Raw genomic sequence first — 20,653 nt, 5'->3', positions numbered from 1 at the left:
ATATTCATCTGTTTAATATAAATAGTCATGAAACCGATATTGAATAAAATAATTGCTTTCCTGTTACCTGTAATAGTTATAACAGGATGCTCCAAGAGTTTTTTAGATCGTCCGCCATTGTCGCAGATAAGTGCTGATAACTTTTATCAAACTCCTAATGACCTTAGATTGGCAACTGCCGCATTGTACGCAGGTACACCCTGGGGAGACTGGAATTATAACTGTTATTTACCTGTTGGCGATGTGCTGAGCGGGAACATGGCAGTTGGTTACTGGGGAGATGCCGTGCAGCTTAACACTTTTACAGTTACGGGCTTAAATAATATCATGATCTCCAACTGGAAAGGGATGTACAATGTCATTGCGCACTGTAACGTTACTATCAATGCCATCACGCAAAAGGCGCCCAATACTATCCCTGACAAGGACAGGAATGCTGCTATAGCAGAGGCCCGGTTTATACGTGGATTTGCCTATTATAACCTGGCGGTATTATGGGGTTCCGTACCTGTTATTGAAGATAACAGTACGCTGATCATATCTCCATTGATTAACCGCATAAAAACAGAAGACGTATATAAGTTCGCAATTAATGATCTGACTTTTGCAGCTCAGAACCTCCCGCCTGCTGATGCCGCCGGAAGGGTAACCACCTGGTCAGCGCAAGGCATGTTAAGTAAGGTTTATTTAACAGTAGCCGGATTAAACCAGGGCGGCGGTACCAGGGACCAGGCATACCTGGATAGTGCAAGAAAATACGCAGGAAATGTGTGCAACAATAGCGGCCTGGCGCTGGCAGCTAATTATGCCGACCTCTTTAAAAGCCAGTTTAACGACAATCCGGAGTCATTGTTCGCATTACAGTGGGCCCCGGGTGGCGGTTGGCTGGAAGGAAATATGCTGCAGATCTATTCTCCGGGCGGTACAGAAATATCTGCTAATGGCTCTGCCGGCTGGTTTAACATACGGCCAACCGTAGATATGTACAAGCTCTATACCACAAAAGATTCCGTAAGGCGTAAGGCTACCTTTATGATCAATGGTGATTATTATCCGGAGTTGAACGCAGCTGGCGGAGGATATAAATATACAGGCGATTGCGGATTGAAAAAGCATATTATCGGTACAAACAAGGATAATAACGCCCCAACCATGAATCTGACCTCCTCTACAGAACATAACGCATTATTAAGACTGGCAGACGTTTACCTCATTTATGCTGAAGCTATACTTGGTAACAATGGTTCAACTACTGACGGCGAGGCGCTTCTTTACTTTAACAAGGTTCGTACAAGAGCCGGCATCGACCCGGCAACCAAAATAGATATTGATACCCTGATTAACGAGAGACGGATTGAACTGGCAGCAGAAGGGCAATATTGGACAGACCTGGTTAGGTTGTCTTATTACAACCCGGCAAAGGCAATCAGTAAATTAAACGGCGAACAACGTGTAACATTTACGCTGCCAAATGGCGTCTTAACACCCGCGGATCCATATGGCATTATCACGCCTGCCACTATTCAAAGCTTCACTTTCCCGCTACCTTCTTCTGAGGTTACTGCTAACCCGAAATTGCTGGAAGCTCCGGTATCATATTATTAAGCAATACTAAAAACATTATACAGTGAATAAAGTAATATTTAAACACCACTATAGAAGCTTGCTGTTCCTGGCGTTTGCTACGGCCTTTGCATGGATGCTATCCGCCTGTAAGAAGGATGTAACGGAAGGCGCCCCAGTTATAACAAGTGTCAGGAATTATGCAGCAGCGCCTGCTGATACCCTTGTGAATGGCATTACTACCGGTCAATGGGTGGTATTGATCGGGCATAACCTGAAAGATGCTGTACAGATCTCCTTCAATGGCATACCAGCTACCATCAACAGCGTAATGTTCTCTGATACCAGCGCTGCCGTACTGGTACCTGCTGTGATACCGTTCCCATCAGTGTCTGCAGAAGATCTGAACACTATCCGCTACGTTACCCGGCAGGGGGCAACCACCTTTACATTTGATATTGTGGCTCCGCCTCCCAGCATCACAAGCATTTCAAACGAAAATGCCAATGAGGGCGATTCTGTTTATATCTACGGGTTGAATTTGTTTTTTATAAACGAGCTCACTTTTGCCGGTACACCGGTTACCAGTTATGCCACAGCGGGCGATGGTACCTCCGTTGGATTTGTATTACCAGCACTTACACAAAGCGGCCCTGTAGTGGTTACTACAAAATCCGGCATGGCCTCGACCCCCTTCAACGTAAACGATAATACAACAGGCGTTCTCTGTAATTTTGATGAGATAAATACTTTCAACTGGGGTACCGGCATAGATAACAGCAGCGCTAACTTTCCCGGCAACAGGGGTAATTACGCGGTGCTAAGCAATGGTATTCTGCCTGCCGGTGATGGCACCTGGTGGGACTGGCAACGCAGTATAAATACTAACGATGTACAATGGGTCCCTGCTGACAGTTTAGGCCTTTCCCTTGATGACTATGCCCTTAAGTTTGAGATCAGCGTACCCAACACATGGACCGGCACTTCTATTTATGTTATAAAAGGTTATTCATTTGACTATATGGCCCGCTATGAGCCGTGGCAAGGTACCAATGGCGCTATCTCTTCCTTTGCCACAAAGGGTTGGCGTACGGTAACCATTCCATTGTCACTGTTCAGGAGCAATGACGGTAAAGGCTCGGCAGCCGCAAGCCTGACCGCTTTGCTGGGTACCACCGGCACCGGAGCGATAAATATCCAGACCAAAAACTTTTCCGCTTCCCCCTCGGCTTCCGGCTTACGGGCGGCTATTGATAATATCAGGGTGGTAAAGATTAAATAGTGCCAGGACTTTTAACCAAATATCATAAATATGAAAACTCAAAGATGGTATGTACTCACCGGCCTTGTAATTATGGCTGTAATGTTTGCATACTGTAGTAAAAACAGCACGATCGCACCGGTATTGTCGGTTTCTTCATCCGAAATTGCTTTTGAGGCTAAAGAAGATACTGCTGAGGTAACGATCACCAGTAACGCAGAATGGAATATCAGCAATCCCGCTTCTTCCTGGCTGCAATTGAGCAAAACAAACGGCAAAAACAGCCCGGCTTCCATTCAATTAACCACTACAGCCAATACCACAGGAGCTGTCCGCTCTGCGGTACTAGAGGTTAACGTGGGAAACAGCCAGCTGCGCCGGATAAACGTAACGCAAGCCAGCAGTTTATATCCGGGCTATAATACATCGCCCATACCGGCCGATGCAACCGGCATGGGAAGTACTGCAGTGCAATTGGCTGCCAAATTTACACTGGGCTGGAACATTGGAAATACACTGGAAGCTATTGGCGGAGAAACCGCCTGGGGAAATCCTTTAATTACCGAGAGTTACATCCAGTTCGTAAAGCAGCAGGGATTTAATGCCATCCGCCTGCCCTGTTCATGGAACCCGTATTCAGATAAAGCTACCGCTAAGATCCAGGATGCCTGGCTTAACCGGGTAAAGCAGGTGGTTCAATATTGCGTCAATAACGATATGTATGTTTTACTCAATATCCATTGGGACGGTGGCTGGCTGGAGAATAATATTAACGCTCAGAAGAAAGATTCAGTTAATGCCAGGCAAAAAGCGTTCTGGGAACAAATAGCTACCACAATGCGCGATTTTGATGAGCACCTGCTATTTGCAAGCGCCAATGAGCCCGCTGCCGACAATGTTGAGCAAATGGCAATACTTGCCGGTTATCATCAAACCTTTGTTAATGCAGTCCGGTCCACCGGTGGACGTAACAGCTACCGGGTGCTGGTGGTGCAGGGACCGTCAACGAATATTGAAAAAACAAATGACATGATGAATACCCTCCCCACAGATCCTGTAAAAGACAGGATGATGGTAGAGGTACATTATTATTCACCATCCCAGTTCTGTTTGCTGATGGATGGCGACGCTGACTGGGGTAAAATGTTTTATTACTGGGGAACAGGACATCATTCTAACATTGAACCTGACCGGAATGCCACCTGGGGAGAGGAGAGTGATGTAAACACCTCCCTCGCCAGGATGAAAACGAAATTCATTGACAAACAGATCCCTGTCATAATGGGCGAATATGGAGCCTACAGGCGTGGCAACAGTAAGTATGTTCCCAAAGATCTGGCCACCCATAATGACGCGGTGGATTATTGGCTGACCTATGTAACCAGACAGGCCATAGCCAATGGTCTTAAACCCTTTTACTGGGATACGGGCGGTGCATTGGACAGGCGGAATAATACCGTGCTCGACAAACGTACCATCGATGCCATTGTTGCGGGTGGTAAATAGTTTTAGAAGATTAATTGACTTGTATGTATAAGGGATGAAATTTTAATACATCCCTTATACATTTTTTTAACAAAGACACGTTTAGAAAATTTGATGAAATTGAAAAAAGTAGTAAGACAATTTGTGCTCGGTTTAGCAGGCGTAATGATGGCTGGTATAGCCAATGCGCAGCTCTTGACAAACGACAGTAAACAGGAGGAAAAGATCCGCTCATTGATCAGCCAGATGACGCTGGCGGAAAAAGTTAGTCTCCTTCATGGAAATTCGAAATTTTACGTATCGGGAATAAAAAGATTAGGTATTCCTGAATGGGCACTGAGCGATGGGCCTCATGGGGTGCGTGCGGAAATAAACCGGCATGACTGGGCTTATGCCGGCTGGACCAATGATTCTGCCACCTGTTTTCCGCCGGGTACAGCGTTGGCCGCTACCTGGAATCCTAAACTGGCTTATGAGCGTGGAATTGTATTGGGTGAAGAAGCCCGCTTCCGGAAAAAAGATATCTTACTCGGACCCGGTATCAACATTATCCGTTCACCGCTTTGCGGAAGAAATTTCGAGTACATGAGCGAAGATCCGTTCCTTATTTCCAGAATGTCGGTTGCCTATATCAAAGCATTACAGTCAAAAGATGTAGCGGTAAGTGTAAAACACTGGCTGGCTAATAACCAGGAAACGCATAGAGATTCAATTGACGTGTACATGAGCGAAAGAGCATTGCGTGAAATTTATTTGCCGGGATTTAAAGCGTCAGTAACCGAAGGAGGTGCCTACACCGTAATGGCCGCATACAATAAATTCAGAGGGGACTGGTGCGCGGAGAATGAGTACCTGGACAGGAAGATACTTCGTGAAGAGTTTGGTTTTAAAGGGGTGCTGATGACCGACTGGGCAGCCGCACATTCAACAATAAAAGCCGCTTTAGCCGGCCTTGACCTGGAAATGGGAACGGATAAAAAGGATTACAATGAATGGTATTTTGCCGATCCATTGATCAGCGCAGTAAAAGAAGGAAAGGTACCTGTCGCCATTGTTGATGAAAAGGTAGCGAATGTGCTGCGGATAATGATAAAGACAAAAATGTTTGATGAAGAGGATCGGGAAAAAGGGAAGATGAATACGCCGCAGCATCAGCAGGCCGCATATAACGATGCTGCTGAAGCGGCAGTATTATTGCAAAACAACAGAAACATACTTCCACTGAATTTCAATAAAATAAAATCCATTGCAGTTATTGGAGATAATGCTACACGCAGGCATTGCAATGGCGGACTTAGCTCCGAAATAAAAGCCCTCTACGAAATTACTCCGCTTGACGCTATCCGGAAGAAATTTGGAGCTACGGTGAAAATAAACTTTGCTCAGGGGTATGAAAAGCAATCCACTTTCAAAGAAGGCAGCAACGCCGGACAAACAAGCTCTGATGTGGTTGACTGGAAACTGATAGATGAAGCTGTAAAAGTAGCAAAGGAATCAGAAGCAGTGATCATTTTCGGAGGATTAAATCATGATTTTGATACAGAATCTTCCGATAAGCAAAATATGGACCTACCGTACGGACAAGATGTTTTGATCCGCGAAGTGGCAAAAGCAAACCCTAATACCGTGGTTGTTATCATTGCCGGCTCACCGGTAAAGTTATCAGGAATTGTTCATCGCGTGCCTGCCATACTGTGGTCATGGTTTGGCGGAATGGAAGCAGGAAATGCTGTTGCCGATCTGCTGAGTGGCAAAGTAAACCCATCCGGTAAACTGCCGTTCACATTGCCGGTGTCCCTGGATCAATCGCCCGCCCATGCGTTAGGCAATTTTCCGGGAAAAGACCTTCGCGTAAATTATGAAGAAGATATTTTAGTAGGATACCGCTGGTTTGATACAAAAAAAATTGTTCCTCAATTCCCATTTGGTTATGGCCTTTCTTATACCGGGTTTTCGGTAAGCCATTTTTCTACAGACAAGACCAGCTATGGGAAAGGAGAGACCATTCATGCGAAATGCACTGTAAAAAATACGGGTTCCCGGTATGGAGCAGAAGTTGCGCAGCTTTATGTCAGCGATCCGTTTTGCACTGTTTTGCGCCCGGAAAAAGAACTTAAAGCATTTGAAAAAGTTTTTCTGCGTCCTGGGGAAGAAAGAACGATCGAGCTTAACGTAAAAGCTGCTGACCTGGCTTTTTATGACGAAACCAAAAAAAACTGGAATGTGGAAGCTGGCGAATTTATATTGCATATCGGCAATTCATCACGCAATATTTCAGGATCGGTCAAGATTTCGGTTAAATAGGTTCCTGGGTAAACTGCTTTGCCAGCGATCAGAAGATTTAAGGGCCTTTGGTTGTACCTGCTCCAGCATAAAGATTATTTTTTACATGCTTAAAACGAAAGAATAATACAATGAGATTCCGGATTCGAACTTTACTTCTATTCCTTACTACATTTTTTGTTTCTCAAAAATTTATTAATGCTCAGATCAGGTTGCCCAATGTATTTGGCGATAGCATGGTTTTACAGAGGGGCATTAAAATTCCGGTTTGGGGAAATTCAACTCCCGGCGCTATTGTCGTTGCAAAACTTGGAAATATTCAGGCAACAGCGAAAGCGGACCGGGAGGGGAAATGGCTGCTCAGATTCCCTGTGTTTAAAGAAGGAGGACCTTATGTACTTGAAGTTGCTGAATCAGGAAAACCGGATGCTGGAATCAGGCTAAAGGGAATTCTTATCGGCGATGTGTGGCTGGCTTCCGGTCAGTCAAACATGGAATGGCAGGTGCAGCAGGCTAAGGATGCAGGTAAAGAAATAGCAAATGCTAATTTCCCGCAAATACGCTTTCTGGTTGTTGAACATAGTAAACAGGTAAGACCTCAAACCGATATTGCAGCCGGAAGATGGAAAGTTTGCGATTCCGGAAATGTAAAAGACTTTTCTGCAGTTGCTTACTATTTTGCCCGTAAAATTCACCAGGACAGGAGGGTGCCGGTTGGCATTATTCAAAGCACCTGGGGTGGCACACCAATAGAAGCATGGACAAGCCGGGACATGTTGCTTACCTCGCCAATTACCAGGGAAAAAACGCTTAGCAATGATACGCTTGCTCCTGACCGTGAAGATTTTGTGCAGGACAGCCTGAACCTGGTACGCTTTTGGAATATAATATATAATCCGCAAAATAACACGGATAAGATAGTGCCGGCTACGGGATATGATGATACGGATTGGACAGCAGTTGAAATGCCAAATCTGGTAAAGGGTTTTGGAATTGGTTCTTATGAAGGAATGGTCTGGCTAAGAAAAAAAATCACATTGCCTCAGTCATTTGAGCAAAAAGATTTAACTATCAACCTCGGACATCCGGAGATGAACTATTCGCTCTATTTTAATGGCCAGGAAATTTGTAAGAATGTCTGGAATTCCAGTCCAACGCATTCTTATACCATTCCTGCCAATCTGGTGAAGAACGGAGAAAATACTATTGCTGTCAGAATAGCCATGTTATGGAACGGGGGAGGTTTGAACCCGGCAGATGATATTTATATTACAGATGGTTCAGTTAAAATTTCTTTAAGCGGGAAATGGTTATATAAAAAAGATCTTGAAACTGCTCTTCCTAAAATACTCAACTATCAGTATTATCCCACAGTGCTATTTAATACCATGATAAACCCGGTTATTCCTTTTGGTATTAAAGGATTTATCTGGTACCAGGGTGAGTCGAATGCCGGAGCAGCTTATGATTACCGAAAGTTATTTCCCATGCTGATTACAGATTGGAGAAAGCGCTGGCAGCAAGGCGATCTTCCGTTTTTATTCGTTCAGTTGGCCAATTACATGAAGACAAAACCGCTTCCATCAGAAAGTGAATGGGCGGAATTGAGAGAAGCGCAAAGTTTGACATTGTCGCAGCCCAATACAGGTATGGCCTGCATTATTGATATTGGAGAAGCGAACGATATTCATCCGAAAAATAAACAGGAAGTAGGCCGCCGCCTGGCTTTAATTGCCAATAAAATGGTGTACAAACAGGAAGGTATCCCATCTGGTCCGGTGTATAAGAATTATAGAAAGGAAGGTAATCGCATCCGCATCAGTTTTACAAACATTGGCCTGGGGCTTTCCACAAAAGATGGAAAAGAAGTAATAGGTTTCGCCATTGCCGGTACAGACAAGCAATTTTATTGGGCAAAAGCAACCATTGAAGGAAATGAAGTGATTGTTTATTCTGATAAAGTTGCCGAACCTGTAGCTGTCAGATATGCCTGGGCAGATAATCCGGAATGCAATCTCATAAACTCAGAAAACTTGCCAGCTATTCCTTTTAGAACAGATGAATGGAAAGGGATTACTCAAAAATAAGATCCAGGTTCAGCTAAAAGTAATATGATTCTTTAAGTGAAAAACTTTGATTGGAAGCATTTAAGTAAAGCTATTTTTGTCCGCCTGCCAATGACCCCGGAAGCCCAAAAAAGGTTTGAAAGCGGGAAATAGGAGAGACGGACTGCCAGCGCAGGGCGAAGCTATAAAACAAACCCGTCACGGTTAAGCCGGAGACGGGTTTGTTGTTTTATTCGACTATCCGCTTATTGAATACTGTAACCACCGTCCACAACCAACGTATGACCTGCAACAAAACTTGCCATATCACTACAAAGCCAAAGCACCGCATCGGCAATTTCTTTCGGATGCCCCAAACGCCTGGCAGGTACGGTCTCTATCATTGCATCTAATATATCCTGCTGACCGCCAGCCATCATTTTGTCTACCATTGGTGTATGAATTATACCAGGACAAATGGAATTGATACGTATTCCCTGTGAGGCATACTCCAATGCTGCACTTTTGGTAAGCCCGATTACACCATGTTTGGCTCCATGATACGTACCTCTTTGCGGCCCACCTAAAATTCCGCCGATTGACGAACAATTTACAATAGCACCGTTACCCTGCTTGCGCATCTGCTGTAATTCGTATTTCATACAACTCCACACACCACGCAGGTTTACGCCCATCACTCTGTCGAAATCTTCTCTGGTCTGGTCGGCTGCATCTGCAAGCACATTCTGGATACCTGCATTGTTAAAAGCTGCATCAAGTTTTCCGAATGTTTCCACTGTTTTATTGATCATTGCCTGTACCTGTACATCATCCGAAACATCGCAAACAATAGCAAGTGCTTTATAACCCTCTGTCTTTAGCCGTTCTGCTGCTTTGTTCACCAGGTCTTCATCCCAATCTGCTAATGCTGCCAATGCTCCGGCCTCAGCGAATGCCTTTGCAGCTGCAAATCCAATACCCTGTGCTGCGCCTGTAATAAGAACAACTTTATCTTCCATGAGTCTCATAATCAATTATTTATTTAATTTTATTGTTGAAAATGATATTTCTTTTATTGTGATTTAATCACGCTGAAAGTTCAGATTACAAAGGTCTTATCTTATGGATAAGTATCCCTTATACAATCCACGGATTGTGCTACCATTTTCACTGATCAGCGTTCCGCTGCGTACAAAGGAGGAAATAGTGGGTAAATTTGTATTGATTTTTAAATGCAATTAAAATGGACGAAATTTTAAGAATTGATACAGTTAGCGAGCATGATGCTTTTTATCATAAGGAGAATTTGCACCCATTGGTAAGCATTATGGATTTTAACGGCAGAGTGCCGGAAATCTACGCGTCCAGGATGAATTTTGGCTTTTATATAGTGTATTTAAAGGAAGTGATGTGCGGTGACATGAAATATGGAAGGCATACTTATGATTACCAGGACAGGACGTTGGTTTTTGTTGCTCCGGGGCAAGTCATCAATGTAGATATCAGCAGGGATTATAAACCTCAGGGTTACGCTTTGTTGTTCCATCCCGACCTGATACGTGGTACATCTTTGGGCAGGCATATGGACGATTATACATTCTTTTCTTATCAATCAAATGAGGCACTACACTTATCTGAAAGGGAGCGGAAAATTGTATTGGATTGTTTCGACAAGATTAGTTACGAGCTGGAGCGTGGTGTGGATAAGCATAGTAAAATGCTGATAGTTGCAAATATTGAATTATTCCTAAACTATTGCATACGTTTTTATGACCGCCAGTTCATATCCCGTAGTGGGCCCAATACTGACATACTAAGCCAGTTTGAAAAACTGTTGAACGAATATTATCAATCGGACAAGCCGCAAACAATAGGCTTGCCATCAGTTACCTATTGTGCTGAGCAATTCAACCTTTCTACCAATTATTTCGGTGATTTAATAAAAAAAGAGACAGGTAAAACGGCTTTGGAATATATCCAATTGAAAATAATGGATTGGGCTAAACAAAAGATATTGGATAACCCAAAGACCATTAACGAGATAGCCTATGAGTTAGGATTTAAATATCCGGCACATTTTACGAGGGCTTTCAAGAAAAGCACGGGCGTAACACCTATCGGATATAGGTTACTAAACAATAGCACTACCTGATGCCATCTACCAGAACAACGGTTTCGGTTCATCTTTCCAAAGGATCAGCCTGAATTCTTCCTGGTGATTTCCATTTCCGATGGTATGTTCATCCTGTCCAGCCTGCAATTTTAGTTTATGCAGGATGCCGGAATATGCGCCTACCCACAATGTTGTTCCATCGTCCGACATCGCCATGCCGGAAATGGTAGATCCTAAATAATGCCGCCACAACTTATTACCCTGTTTATCGATCGCCCTTATATACCCGTATGCATCAGCCAGTATGTAATGGTCAGCAGTTGATAGTCCCGCGTATACACGCATTTCTTCGTCAATCACTACATATTTATCGCTTTTCGTATATGGTTCAATATTTAGCCCATTCAGTAAATCCGACTTTACACCGATGGTAATGCCATTATAAAAATGACAGGAGTTGGTAATCAGCTGTTTATCATCTTTTGAAAAGAGACAGTAATGTGGGTAGGATGACTGCGGTCCGAGAGTGCCTATTTCCCTGCCTTCACTATCCAGCACCCTGTGATCGCTACCCTGATCTCCCACAACAATAAAGTCATTATTATGAGACAAGGTGGCATTTTCCATGTCAATGTCAGGTGTCTTACCAGCTTTGTTGCTTGTATTTGCCGGATGAATACGTTTTTCCCCGTTCCCATCTATCAGAAAGATCCCTTTGGTACTCACGAGCAACAGCCTTTTGCCATCATTGAAAGGGATCAGCTCAGTAATGGTCTCATCTGCTGTTTCATGAAGCGTAAATTCACAGATAATATCGCCCTGCCATCCCCGTGTAGTCACGATGGTGTTATCTCTTTCGACGGCAAAAATATTTCCCTGCTTCGACTTGCCTATTGCGTATATGGCCTCATCCAGCTTGATAAGCCTGTCGTTGTCTAAGATATAGGCCTGTCTGTCCTCGTAGGGTGCCCCTATGACAAAAACGATCTTCCCGTCTTCAATAAAGTGGATATCACGAATGCTTTGGCCTTGTTTTTCCACGTAGCGGGCAAGAGGGATATGTGCGGGAGGGAATGCTTTTCTGAATGCTGTTACCGTTCCTTTTTCATTAGCTTCTCTTAAAAGCTGGACAACCTGATCTCCCAGATGAGTCCTTTCGTCAATAGGATCCTTTCCTTTCCAGTTTTCCCAGCCATGTTGTTCGCCGAAATTGACCATTTCATTTACGGCCCTGGCATATGCTGTTCCTTTTTTGTTCCATTCTTCCTGTAGCCTGTCTGTTGCAGAGTTGTCAAACATAAATACGTTAATATTTGAGTGCTGAAATTAATTATTCTTGGTCAAATTGGTAATTGTTATCACTCTCACTATCCACGCACCACTGAGTGTGAAATTATCACGTAAATGGTATCAGAAGACAAAAAAATGATATTTTGTTTTGAATTATAATCAGTTGTAACGGCTTTCATAAGTCGTTTTAAAGAAAAATTTTACTCACGAATAGCTTGATATGAATTGACATAATTTGGTAGGCTAAAAAAATAAAAAGCCCGCAAACATTGACTATTTGCGGGCTTTGAAACGAATTAAAGTGTGTTTTGTCGGGATGACTGGATTCGAACCAGCGGCCTCTTCGTCCCGAACGAAGCGCGCTACCGGGCTGCGCTACATCCCGTACCCTTGGATGCTAAATTGTATTGCACTCACACAAAGCGGAAGGAGGCAAATTTAACACCCTTTTAGGATACCGGCCAACTTTTTTTTAGCCCGCAGCAAGGTTATTTTTTACCTAAAGTAGCTATCAGGGCTTTTTCTCCCTTTATGCGCGCTCGCAGGTCGTCGCTGGCTTTGGTTTGCAGCATGAGTATCAGGCTGTCCTTTTCAAACAGGTGTATCTCAGCGCTGTCTGTATCCAGCACAGGCTTGAAACCATTACTTAGAGCATTTTTCTTAAATGCCTCAAAGTTTCCGGTCTTCTCAGCGTAAGTAACCTCATTATCGTTCTGAATGAAGACTGCCAGTTCTTTGTCATTGTTAACCCATGTATTGGTTTCATGAGGCTGCAGCTCCCAGCGGTAGCTTACCTGGTTGAGCGACTGCAGTATACTGTCTTTCCGCATAGTAAGGATCTTACTCAGATCACTAACGGTGATATCCCTGCTTTTAAAGCCTGTAAATTCCTCTACAACATCTTCTCCCAGCAGGATCTTTACCAGGGTGGGATGCTTTTGGGAATACATTACCTCTACATGCTTTCCTATGCTGGCCTGATCATACTGGCCTCCATCAACATTCCTGTTTACATATACGTATTTCCCTTTCTTTGTGTAAAAGGAAACAGAAAGGTTGTAGGTAGTACCTCCCTTACTGCTTGACTTGGAATAGCCTGCCGTAATGGTACCGGGTACGCGTACACCGTACTCTTTGATCTCATTGTCTTCCAGTGTACCATAATGCACTGAAAACGTTACTCCAAGAGCCACGGCCAGTACAATAGCTATAACAGCCACTTTATGATACCATTGATTATGCTCGGGAAGTTTGGAATTAAGTTCATCCCAGCTTCTGAAATCGGCAAACATCTGTACAAAAAAGAATGCAGTAATTACACCTCCTGTCAGGCCAAAGAACATGTGTGATGTCATGATAAGCCCCACCGGCATCCAGCAATAAAATAATAGGAAGGAAAAAAGAAATAAGCCCCCCCAGATAATTCGTCTGTTCATAGTTATAGGTAGTGGTTTTTAAATTGTTAAGGGATAAATCACTCAAATATATTATTCTTTTTTTACAGATAATGAAGTAGTTAAATTTAACGGACGGTCTGCAGGGAATTCTCTTCGTGCAATGGTATTGATTTTAATTTTTTTTAATGTATTTTAGGGAACCGGACACAAGACCACCAGGAGCCTCCATCCTGGCAGAGTGGATGATACTGAAACAGTTAGCCATTTATTTACTATCCTGATACCTATATGTTGAAAAACAGTCCCTATAATGCCAAAATTTTTATTGCTATCCTTATCCCTCTTTGTATTTAATAATCAGCTGTTTGCACAACATGCTGATCTCGGAAACGGCAGCCTGAAAAACGAAATATGGTGGATCAACTGGGCGGGAATGACCGTATCTGATGGTGCAGTTAAAACATTTACGACTGCCGGAGGCTTAACCGTCACCATTGAACTTTCTGCTGTAGCCGGAGAAATACCTGCGCCATATGTAATGAACACCTGGAATGGCGCATTACTATACGGATATTATGATTTCTCTGACGTTACTGTCATACCTGCATTACGAACAACACTCACCACCAATAACAGCCGGTTCACCCTCACTGTGACAGCTACACGGAACGGTAAACCTGTACCTTATCGCCTGATCGCTGTCGATGCAGAAGCCTGTGGTACAGGTGAGACGGTTTCCTTCACTACCTCCGGAGGAGCGTGGCAGACACTGGAATTTTACAGGAATTCCACACAGACCGTTAATCCTTCAACAGGCTGTGGCACACAATCTATCGATATAACAGAAACATATGCCGGGAGCCAGGGCCTCGGACAATTACCCATCCTGGCTACAGAAGCTACCGGTACCGTTACTATCAGCACCCGGCTGCTCAGATCGGTACAGGGCAGAAGTGCTGTGGCCTTTGGTATCATGGCCCCGGCAGATCAGGGAGACCTCCCGGCTGGTTACGGATATGCACAGCATCAGCTTCTCTACAGCAACCAGAATAGCTGTAATACCGATGCCCCGTTGCCGGAAGTATCCCGTATCAGCACATTATTCCTCGGAGCTACAGGGGGAGATGCAGATGTCCAGGGTGCTGCTGACGATGGTGCTGATGAAGATGCCCTTACCACCTTCCCTGGCTATACCGGCAACGGCACCTATCAGCTTACAGTGCCTGTTACCAATACAACAGGAAAGGATGCCTGGCTGTCAGGTTGGTTTGATTATAACCGTAACGGCAGCTTTGAACTGAATGAGTCCGTTATCGCGACCGTTCCTGCCAATGCTGCAACAGTACAGCTGAACTGGAATAACCTTCCTGCCGGTCTGCCTTCAGGAAAAGTTACACCGTATGCATTCAGGTTCAGGATATCTTCCAGCCAGGCTGCCATACAAAGCGCTGTGGGATTTGCTGCAGACGGAGAAGTGGAAGACTACCTGGTCAATATAAAGGCGCCTTGTGCAGCTAGCCTGAACACATTACCGAATGTAGTGATCTGTGCCGGTAAACAAACACAGCTGAAGGCTTCCGGGGTAGAAAGTTATATATGGTTGCCGGCAACGGGATTATCGGCTACAGATATTCCTGACCCCATAGCATCTCCGGCGGTGACCACTACTTATACAGTAACAGGAAAAGACGCGGCAGGATGCCCCGGCTCAGCGTCAGTAACCGTCTATGTACAACCAACACCTGTGCTTACCTGTAGGACGGATACCATGATATGCACAGGTACAAGCCTGCAGCTATCTGCCGTACCGGATATTCCTGCTACTATTACCTGGTCGCCGGCAGAAGCGGTCAACGATGCTACTGCTGAAAATCCTGTAACCACTCCGATGAAAACTACGCGCTATGTAGCTACTGCTTCCACCATTTACGGCTGCAGCAGCCAGTCGGCTATCAATATAACTGTTAATGCCTCTCCACAGTTCAGGGTAATACCTGATACGCCGGTTGTATGCCTGGGGCAGTCAATAGACCTGGTGGGTAAAGGGGGAGATGTATATGAATGGTATACGGACAACGATTCCCTGCTTACTGCAGGCGCTGTTATAACTGTTGCGCCAATACGTGATTCCCTCTTTAAAGTGTATATGCGGAATAATACCTGTGCAGTAGATGATACACTTTATGTGCCTGTAAAGGTATATAACCTCCCGGTAACATCTGTCTCTAAGTCCGGTGATATAGATTGCGCTCACCCGGAGGTGACGCTGCATGCTAAAGGAGGTATTTATTATACATGGGAAATGGCGCCTGGTATCACTAATTTCCTGACGCCTAACCCGGTTGTTTCTCCGCTGAAAACTACTACCTATGAAGTGACTATTACCGATATGCACGGCTGCTCGCGGCTGGAATCTATCACGGTAAGTGTGGATGTGGCATTGTCCTTCACCCGCTTTCCTATTCCCTCAGCCTTTACGCCTAACGGGGATGGCCGGAATGATTGCTTCGGACTGAAAAGCTGGGGGCCTACATCTACTTTCGAATTTAAGATCTTTAACAGGGCAGGGTTTGTGGTCTTTGACGCCCGTACTCCGGAAGATTGCTGGGATGGTACACGCAAAGGGCAGGATTTGCCTACAGGCACCTATGTGTATATGGTCAGGGCCCGGACTATTTGCGGTGAAGTAGTGCGCAGGGGCACTGTACTATTGACCAGGTAAAAGCATAATTATTTACTTATCTGTCTTCCATCCAGGTCAGGAAGTTGCGCGATTTTTCCTTGTTAATAAGCAGCTTCTCAGGTGTCTCAATAACCAGCTTCACATGTAGCTTACGAAGAAAATAATGTTCCACTTCTTTGATAGCCTTGAAGTTGACCAGGTACTGACGGTTAACGCGGAAGAACTGCTTAGAGGAAACAGCAGCAGCGATCTGGTCCAGCGATTGAGTAACATCAAACTTCTGCTTATCAAAACACATGATCGATGTAGCATCGAAGTTAATGTAGAAATAAGCGATGTTGTCTACATGTACGGTCGTATACTTTTGATTCCGGAAAACCAGGAAGCTGGTCTTACCACCGGACGGGCTCAGCCTGGACAACAGCTCCTCAATATCAGGCGTTGTTTTCTGCTGAAAGAAATTTTTAAGCTCGTCCACTTTTCTCAGTGCATCCTTAATATCATCTTTTGAGAATGGTTTAAGAACATAATCTACACCGTTGTTTTTAAACGCTTCAAGAGAATACTCATCGAAGGCGGTGCAAAAGACTACCGGACATGTGACCTTAACTGCTTTGAATATTTCAAAACAGAGACCATCAGCCAGCTGTACATCCATGAATACCAGGTCCGGCTGTGCGCCTTCAGACAATGCTTCTACTGAGCTTTCAATACTCTGATACTGCCCGGTTATCTTTGCTTCCGGCTTAATTGCCCGGATAATATTCTCCAGCGATTTGGCTGTCCTCAGCTCGTCTTCAATTATTATGATATTCATAAATAACCGGGAGTTTTACTTTAAATATATGTTGATCGTTGACAATGTCTACCTGTTTGTCGAGCAGATGGAGATAGCGGAGATTTATATTTTTCAGGCCTACTCCGAGTGAGTTAACCTCGCCGGTTTTTAACTGGACCCTGTTTTCAACCACTATGCAGTTATCTTCTTCATATATCCTTATGCTCAACGGCTTTTGCAGAGATACAACATTGTGTTTAATACAGTTCTCAACCAGCAGCTGTAATGTGAACGGAGGAATAAGAGTGTTTAAGCCCTTTGTGGAAAGTTCATTGGTGAAGACAAGCCCGTCATCAAACCTGGCCTTTTGCAGGAACAGGTAAGCATTGAGTATTTCCATTTCCTCATGCACATGGATCAGGTCAAGCTTACGGCTTTCCAGCGTATAACGGTAAAAGTTCGATAGCTTGATGATAAAATCAATAGCCTCTTCGTCTCCGCTTTCCACCATGGCTTTTAACGTATTGAGACTGTTGAACAGGAAATGCGGATTAACCTGCTGTTTCAGCAGTTCATACTGCGCACCGAGATTATCGTTTTTAATCTGCTCCAGTTCCATCTTCACGTGCTGGTTCTCGTAGTTCTGCTGAAGCATGTTCAGAAACATGTAGAATATCAGGTTGATCAGAATACCACGTACCTCCACCATTAGCATAGTTGGGCCAAAATTGATATGAGAGAGGATCAGCTGCTGTATCCATGCAAGCCCCAGCATTACTACCATACCAAACAACAGGGTGCTTAAAAGCTTCGGATAAGAGATGCTTTGTTTGCGGGACCTGCCCGTACTGCGTGATAAAATGAAGATGTTGAAATACCACATCACCAAAGCAAATGTACCTGTCAGGGCGGCATTGACAATAGCCTCGGCAGTGTTGAAATGATGGGCCGCGATCTGCGGCACTGAAGATAGCAGTCCAAGAAAAATTGAACTGACCCAGATAGTAGTATGAGATATTTTAAAACCTGTTTTCTTCATCAATAGAATATTTGCTTTGATGGAAGCTGTTGACAAATATACTCAGATTCTTTATGGGAACACATGAATGGACTATGTTGCAATACTGGAAGCAATAGCATCGTACTAATGATTTTATGACTTTCAATAATAAGTCAGACAACTGGTTTATCTGAACATTGATGTTGCCACATGTTGCTCTTAAAAAGAGTTTTATCTGGCAAAGCCGGCTGCTTCAATAATAGCGTCAGCAAAGCCTTGAGGTGCTTCCTGCGGAAGATTGTGACCAATACCACCTTTTATGGTATGATGCGCGTATTTGCCTTTAAACCTGGCAGCATAAGAGGATGGATCAGGATGAGGAGCGCCATTGGCATCGCCTTCAAGCGTAACAGCAGGCACATAGATAGCAGGTGCTGTTGCAAGTTTCTTCTCAAGGCTGTCATATTTTGCTTCTCCCTCTGCCAGTCCGAGACGCCAGCGGTAATTGTGGACCACAATGGCCACATGGTCCGGGTTGTCAAAAGCGGCGGCAGACTGCCTGAAAGTTGTATCACTGAAATGCCACTGTGGGGAAGCTGTTTGCCAGATCAGTTTTGCAAAGTCATAGCGGTTGGCCTCATAACCCAGGCGCCCCCGTTCAGTAGCAAAATAGAACTGGTACCACCAGGACAGCTCTGCTTTGGGAGGGAGAGGGGCTTTGTTGGCCTGCTGACTACCAATAAGGTAACCACTCACAGATACCAGCGCTTTACAACGCTCAGGCCACAGGGCCGCAACAATATCTGCTGTACGGGCTCCCCAGTCAAAGCCGCCAATAACAGCCTTGTTGATCTTCAGTGCGTCCATGAGCGCAATAACATCTGCAGCCAGGGCTGCCTGCTGCCCGTTACGGGGTGTCTGGGCGGAAAGAAAACGGGTAGTGCCATAGCCGCGCAGGTAGGGAACAATGACCCTGAAACCTTTTGCTGCCAGTAAAGGCGCTACTTCCGCGTAACTTTGAATGTCATAAGGCCATCCATGCAGGAGAATAACCGGTTTCCCATTTACCGGACCAACCTCTGCATAACCAATATCAAGCACTCCTGCTTTGATCTGTTTTATCTGGCTGAATACAGGAGCCTGCGCTTTCAGAAGATCTGGTATGCCCAGCATTAGTACGATGACTACAAGGGAACAGAAGTTTATGTTGTGATTGTTATACATAGATGATTGATTTATTCTGCAACAAAAGTAGGTTCAATGCCATCCGGCAACAATCTCCATTACCGTGAACCGGACATTTTAACCCCCCGGTTAGACATGCCTGATTCACGGGGATAATTGTCTGGTTAAAGAACTTATTGATATGCAGAGAGGTGAGCTGCATCTAGCTTTGCTCGTCACTAAAAACATAAACAATGAGTATGCTTAAGAATTCAATGTTGTATACCATACTGGTATTACTGGTCTCTATCACTTTCCTTTCTTTCAGAAGTAATGCTTCAAAAGCAGAAAAGTGGCGACGGGCTGCAGGCAATGGTTTTGCTGTACTTGAACTTTTTACATCTGAAGGCTGCTCCAGCTGTCCCCCGGCAGATGCTTTGCTGGAACGCATTCAGAAAGAAGCCGGCAACAAACCCGTATATGTGCTGGCTTATCATGTGGATTACTGGAACCGGCTGGGCTGGAAAGATGTGTTCAGCGATGCAAAGTATTCAGAACGTCAATACCAGTACAGCCGCTTTTTTAAGGGACAGGTATATACTCCACAGGTAGTTATCAATGGCAGATCGGAATGTATAGGTTCTGACGAGGCTGCGGTAAGTCAGGGAATAACACAGGGCTTAAGCAGTGTTCCAACTGTCGGGCTGACAATTGAAGCAAGACAGGAAGCGGGGAATATAGCGCTCAATTACCAGGTTACAGGTAATACGCGCAATGATCAGCTGCTTATTGCCGTGGTACAGAAACATGCAGTGAGTAAAGTTAAACGGGGAGAGAATGAAGGACGTACACTTTCTCATGCGCAGATTGTACGTAAGCTTTACGTATTTGACTTGAAGAAGGGTGAGAAGGCGAAAGAACAGATTCCTGTACCTGAAGATTTCAATGCACAGGAATGGGAGATTGTAGGAATGGTGCAGGACCCTGAAAATGGTGTAATAGCAGCGGCTGCACGCAGCGTAGTTCTATAGAAATAAAAAGAGTGTCTGAATAACATCAGACACTCTTTTCTAATTTGATTCAATTAATTATGCAGTAAGACTGGTATATGTTGCAGGGTATAATTTTCTGTACATAGTATAGGTTACTGTAACCATTGTGAAGGCAATGATGGCATCGATAGTAGCGGGGAAACCCAGTACACTCAGTTTGGAGAAGAAAGCAAAGAGAATGTCAAAGAAGATGCCTGCAAATACCCATTCTTTTAATCTCAACAACCTGTTGGGAGTGAGAAGGACCAATACACCGGAAAGTTTGAAAACACCAAGAATGTAAATGAAGTGAGCAGGATACCCCAGTTTAAGCGTAATATCCCATACAAGAGGATTGGCAGTTAGTTCACAGATACCGCTTGTACCGAACCATAGTGAAGTTAATACGGCGCCTGTCCAGTAAACTATTTTTGCTGTTTTTGTGTTCATGATATTGCTTGTTTTACGTGATTTGATGAAGCAAAATTGTCATAAAACAGAGCCATATCAGAGTGAAAAAGTGTTGAAGTGGACGTATTAAATCGTGGATCAGACAATCC

Annotated in this window: 15 protein-coding genes and 1 tRNA gene; 8 read left to right on the top strand and 8 right to left on the bottom strand. The window is 44.3% G+C overall.

Going from position 1 to position 20,653, the window contains the following annotated elements; all coding sequences use genetic code 11:
- Positions 1 to 27: 27 nt before the first annotated feature.
- The 5 genes from GO493_RS12335 to GO493_RS12315 all read left to right on the top strand — a co-directional run bounded on the left by GO493_RS12335 (position 28) and on the right by GO493_RS12315 (position 8,679).
- A complete protein-coding gene (locus GO493_RS12335; RefSeq protein ID WP_157306466.1) occupies positions 28 to 1,605 on the top strand; it encodes a RagB/SusD family nutrient uptake outer membrane protein in 1,578 nt (525 codons plus the stop codon).
- A gap of 22 nt (positions 1,606 to 1,627) precedes the next feature.
- A complete protein-coding gene (locus GO493_RS31345) occupies positions 1,628 to 2,845 on the top strand; it encodes a glycan-binding surface protein (protein ID WP_157306465.1) in 1,218 nt (405 codons plus the stop codon).
- A 30-nt stretch (positions 2,846 to 2,875) separates the two neighbouring features.
- Entirely contained in the window at positions 2,876 to 4,330 is a 1,455-nt protein-coding gene (locus GO493_RS12325; protein WP_157306464.1) for a cellulase family glycosylhydrolase, read from the top strand.
- A gap of 99 nt (positions 4,331 to 4,429) precedes the next feature.
- Complete coding sequence (locus tag GO493_RS12320) at positions 4,430 to 6,613, top strand: glycoside hydrolase family 3 C-terminal domain-containing protein (protein WP_232538821.1); 2,184 nt, start codon at positions 4,430 to 4,432, stop codon at positions 6,611 to 6,613.
- A 110-nt stretch (positions 6,614 to 6,723) separates the two neighbouring features.
- Positions 6,724 to 8,679 (top strand): sialate O-acetylesterase, encoded by a 1,956-nt coding sequence (locus tag GO493_RS12315; protein WP_157306463.1) that lies wholly within the window; start codon positions 6,724 to 6,726, stop codon positions 8,677 to 8,679.
- Positions 8,680 to 8,903: 224 nt separating this feature from the next.
- Here the strand turns inward: GO493_RS12315 and GO493_RS12310 are convergent, their stop codons facing one another.
- Positions 8,904 to 9,665 (bottom strand): SDR family NAD(P)-dependent oxidoreductase, encoded by a 762-nt coding sequence (locus GO493_RS12310; RefSeq protein ID WP_157306462.1) that lies wholly within the window; start codon positions 9,663 to 9,665, stop codon positions 8,904 to 8,906.
- A gap of 215 nt (positions 9,666 to 9,880) precedes the next feature.
- On the opposite strand from GO493_RS12310, the gene GO493_RS12305 reads away from it, so the two are divergent.
- Positions 9,881 to 10,789: a helix-turn-helix domain-containing protein gene (locus GO493_RS12305; protein ID WP_157306461.1), complete on the top strand. Its 909-nt coding sequence runs from the start codon at positions 9,881 to 9,883 to the stop codon at positions 10,787 to 10,789.
- A 6-nt stretch (positions 10,790 to 10,795) separates the two neighbouring features.
- Here the strand turns inward: GO493_RS12305 and GO493_RS12300 are convergent, their stop codons facing one another.
- The 3 genes from GO493_RS12300 to GO493_RS12290 all read right to left on the bottom strand — a co-directional run bounded on the left by GO493_RS12300 (position 10,796) and on the right by GO493_RS12290 (position 13,476).
- Positions 10,796 to 12,049, bottom strand: coding sequence for a YncE family protein (locus GO493_RS12300; protein WP_157306460.1), 1,254 nt, complete (start codon positions 12,047 to 12,049; stop codon positions 10,796 to 10,798).
- Between the two features lie 302 nt (positions 12,050 to 12,351).
- Positions 12,352 to 12,425, bottom strand: a tRNA-Pro gene (locus GO493_RS12295).
- 103 nt (positions 12,426 to 12,528) lie between these two features.
- Entirely contained in the window at positions 12,529 to 13,476 is a 948-nt protein-coding gene (locus tag GO493_RS12290) for a DUF3592 domain-containing protein (protein ID WP_157306459.1), read from the bottom strand.
- A 271-nt stretch (positions 13,477 to 13,747) separates the two neighbouring features.
- Here GO493_RS12290 and GO493_RS12285 point away from each other — a divergent pair, with 271 nt between their 5' ends.
- A complete protein-coding gene (locus GO493_RS12285; RefSeq protein WP_157306458.1) occupies positions 13,748 to 16,159 on the top strand; it encodes a CshA/CshB family fibrillar adhesin-related protein in 2,412 nt (803 codons plus the stop codon).
- A gap of 16 nt (positions 16,160 to 16,175) precedes the next feature.
- Here the strand turns inward: GO493_RS12285 and GO493_RS12280 are convergent, their stop codons facing one another.
- From GO493_RS12280 to GO493_RS12270, 3 genes are all read right to left on the bottom strand, one after another.
- Complete coding sequence (locus GO493_RS12280) at positions 16,176 to 16,937, bottom strand: LytR/AlgR family response regulator transcription factor (RefSeq protein ID WP_157306457.1); 762 nt, start codon at positions 16,935 to 16,937, stop codon at positions 16,176 to 16,178.
- Positions 16,918 to 17,937, bottom strand: coding sequence for a sensor histidine kinase (locus tag GO493_RS12275; RefSeq protein ID WP_157306456.1), 1,020 nt, complete (start codon positions 17,935 to 17,937; stop codon positions 16,918 to 16,920). The genes GO493_RS12280 and GO493_RS12275 overlap by 20 nt, the downstream gene beginning before the upstream one ends.
- A 192-nt stretch (positions 17,938 to 18,129) precedes the next feature.
- Positions 18,130 to 19,122, bottom strand: coding sequence for an alpha/beta hydrolase (locus GO493_RS12270; protein ID WP_157306455.1), 993 nt, complete (start codon positions 19,120 to 19,122; stop codon positions 18,130 to 18,132).
- Positions 19,123 to 19,322: 200 nt separating this feature from the next.
- On the opposite strand from GO493_RS12270, the gene GO493_RS12265 reads away from it, so the two are divergent.
- On the top strand, positions 19,323 to 20,093 hold the full coding sequence (locus GO493_RS12265; protein WP_157306454.1) for a DUF1223 domain-containing protein: 771 nt from the start codon (positions 19,323 to 19,325) through the stop codon (positions 20,091 to 20,093).
- 57 nt (positions 20,094 to 20,150) lie between these two features.
- On the opposite strand, the gene GO493_RS12260 is transcribed toward GO493_RS12265, so the two are convergent.
- Positions 20,151 to 20,543 carry a DoxX family protein gene (locus GO493_RS12260; RefSeq protein WP_157306453.1) on the bottom strand — a complete coding sequence of 131 codons (393 nt, stop codon included), beginning with the start codon at positions 20,541 to 20,543 and terminating at the stop codon, positions 20,151 to 20,153.
- Positions 20,544 to 20,653: the final 110 nt, after the last annotated feature.

The organism is Chitinophaga tropicalis, from assembly GCF_009758205.1.
Taxonomy (GTDB): Bacteria; Bacteroidota; Bacteroidia; order Chitinophagales; family Chitinophagaceae; genus Chitinophaga; species Chitinophaga tropicalis.
This window is presented reverse-complemented; position numbering and strand designations above follow the sequence as displayed.

What these genes read in the sequence shown, in the direction of transcription:
- GO493_RS12335 (WP_157306466.1), top strand. Translation starts at nt 28, where the DNA reads ATGAAACCGATATTGAATAAAATAATTGCTTTCCTGTTACCTGTAATA.
- GO493_RS12325 (WP_157306464.1), top strand. Translation starts at nt 2,876, where the DNA reads ATGAAAACTCAAAGATGGTATGTACTCACCGGCCTTGTAATTATGGCT.
- GO493_RS12315 (WP_157306463.1), top strand. Translation starts at nt 6,724, where the DNA reads ATGAGATTCCGGATTCGAACTTTACTTCTATTCCTTACTACATTTTTT.
- GO493_RS12310 (WP_157306462.1), bottom strand. Translation starts at nt 9,665, where the DNA reads ATGAGACTCATGGAAGATAAAGTTGTTCTTATTACAGGCGCAGCACAG.
- GO493_RS12305 (WP_157306461.1), top strand. Translation starts at nt 9,881, where the DNA reads ATGGACGAAATTTTAAGAATTGATACAGTTAGCGAGCATGATGCTTTT.
- GO493_RS12300 (WP_157306460.1), bottom strand. Translation starts at nt 12,049, where the DNA reads ATGTTTGACAACTCTGCAACAGACAGGCTACAGGAAGAATGGAACAAA.
- GO493_RS12290 (WP_157306459.1), bottom strand. Translation starts at nt 13,476, where the DNA reads ATGAACAGACGAATTATCTGGGGGGGCTTATTTCTTTTTTCCTTCCTA.
- GO493_RS12285 (WP_157306458.1), top strand. Translation starts at nt 13,748, where the DNA reads ATGCCAAAATTTTTATTGCTATCCTTATCCCTCTTTGTATTTAATAAT.
- GO493_RS12280 (WP_157306457.1), bottom strand. Translation starts at nt 16,937, where the DNA reads ATGAATATCATAATAATTGAAGACGAGCTGAGGACAGCCAAATCGCTG.
- GO493_RS12275 (WP_157306456.1), bottom strand. Translation starts at nt 17,937, where the DNA reads ATGAAGAAAACAGGTTTTAAAATATCTCATACTACTATCTGGGTCAGT.
- GO493_RS12270 (WP_157306455.1), bottom strand. Translation starts at nt 19,122, where the DNA reads ATGTATAACAATCACAACATAAACTTCTGTTCCCTTGTAGTCATCGTA.
- GO493_RS12265 (WP_157306454.1), top strand. Translation starts at nt 19,323, where the DNA reads ATGCTTAAGAATTCAATGTTGTATACCATACTGGTATTACTGGTCTCT.
- GO493_RS12260 (WP_157306453.1), bottom strand. Translation starts at nt 20,543, where the DNA reads ATGAACACAAAAACAGCAAAAATAGTTTACTGGACAGGCGCCGTATTA.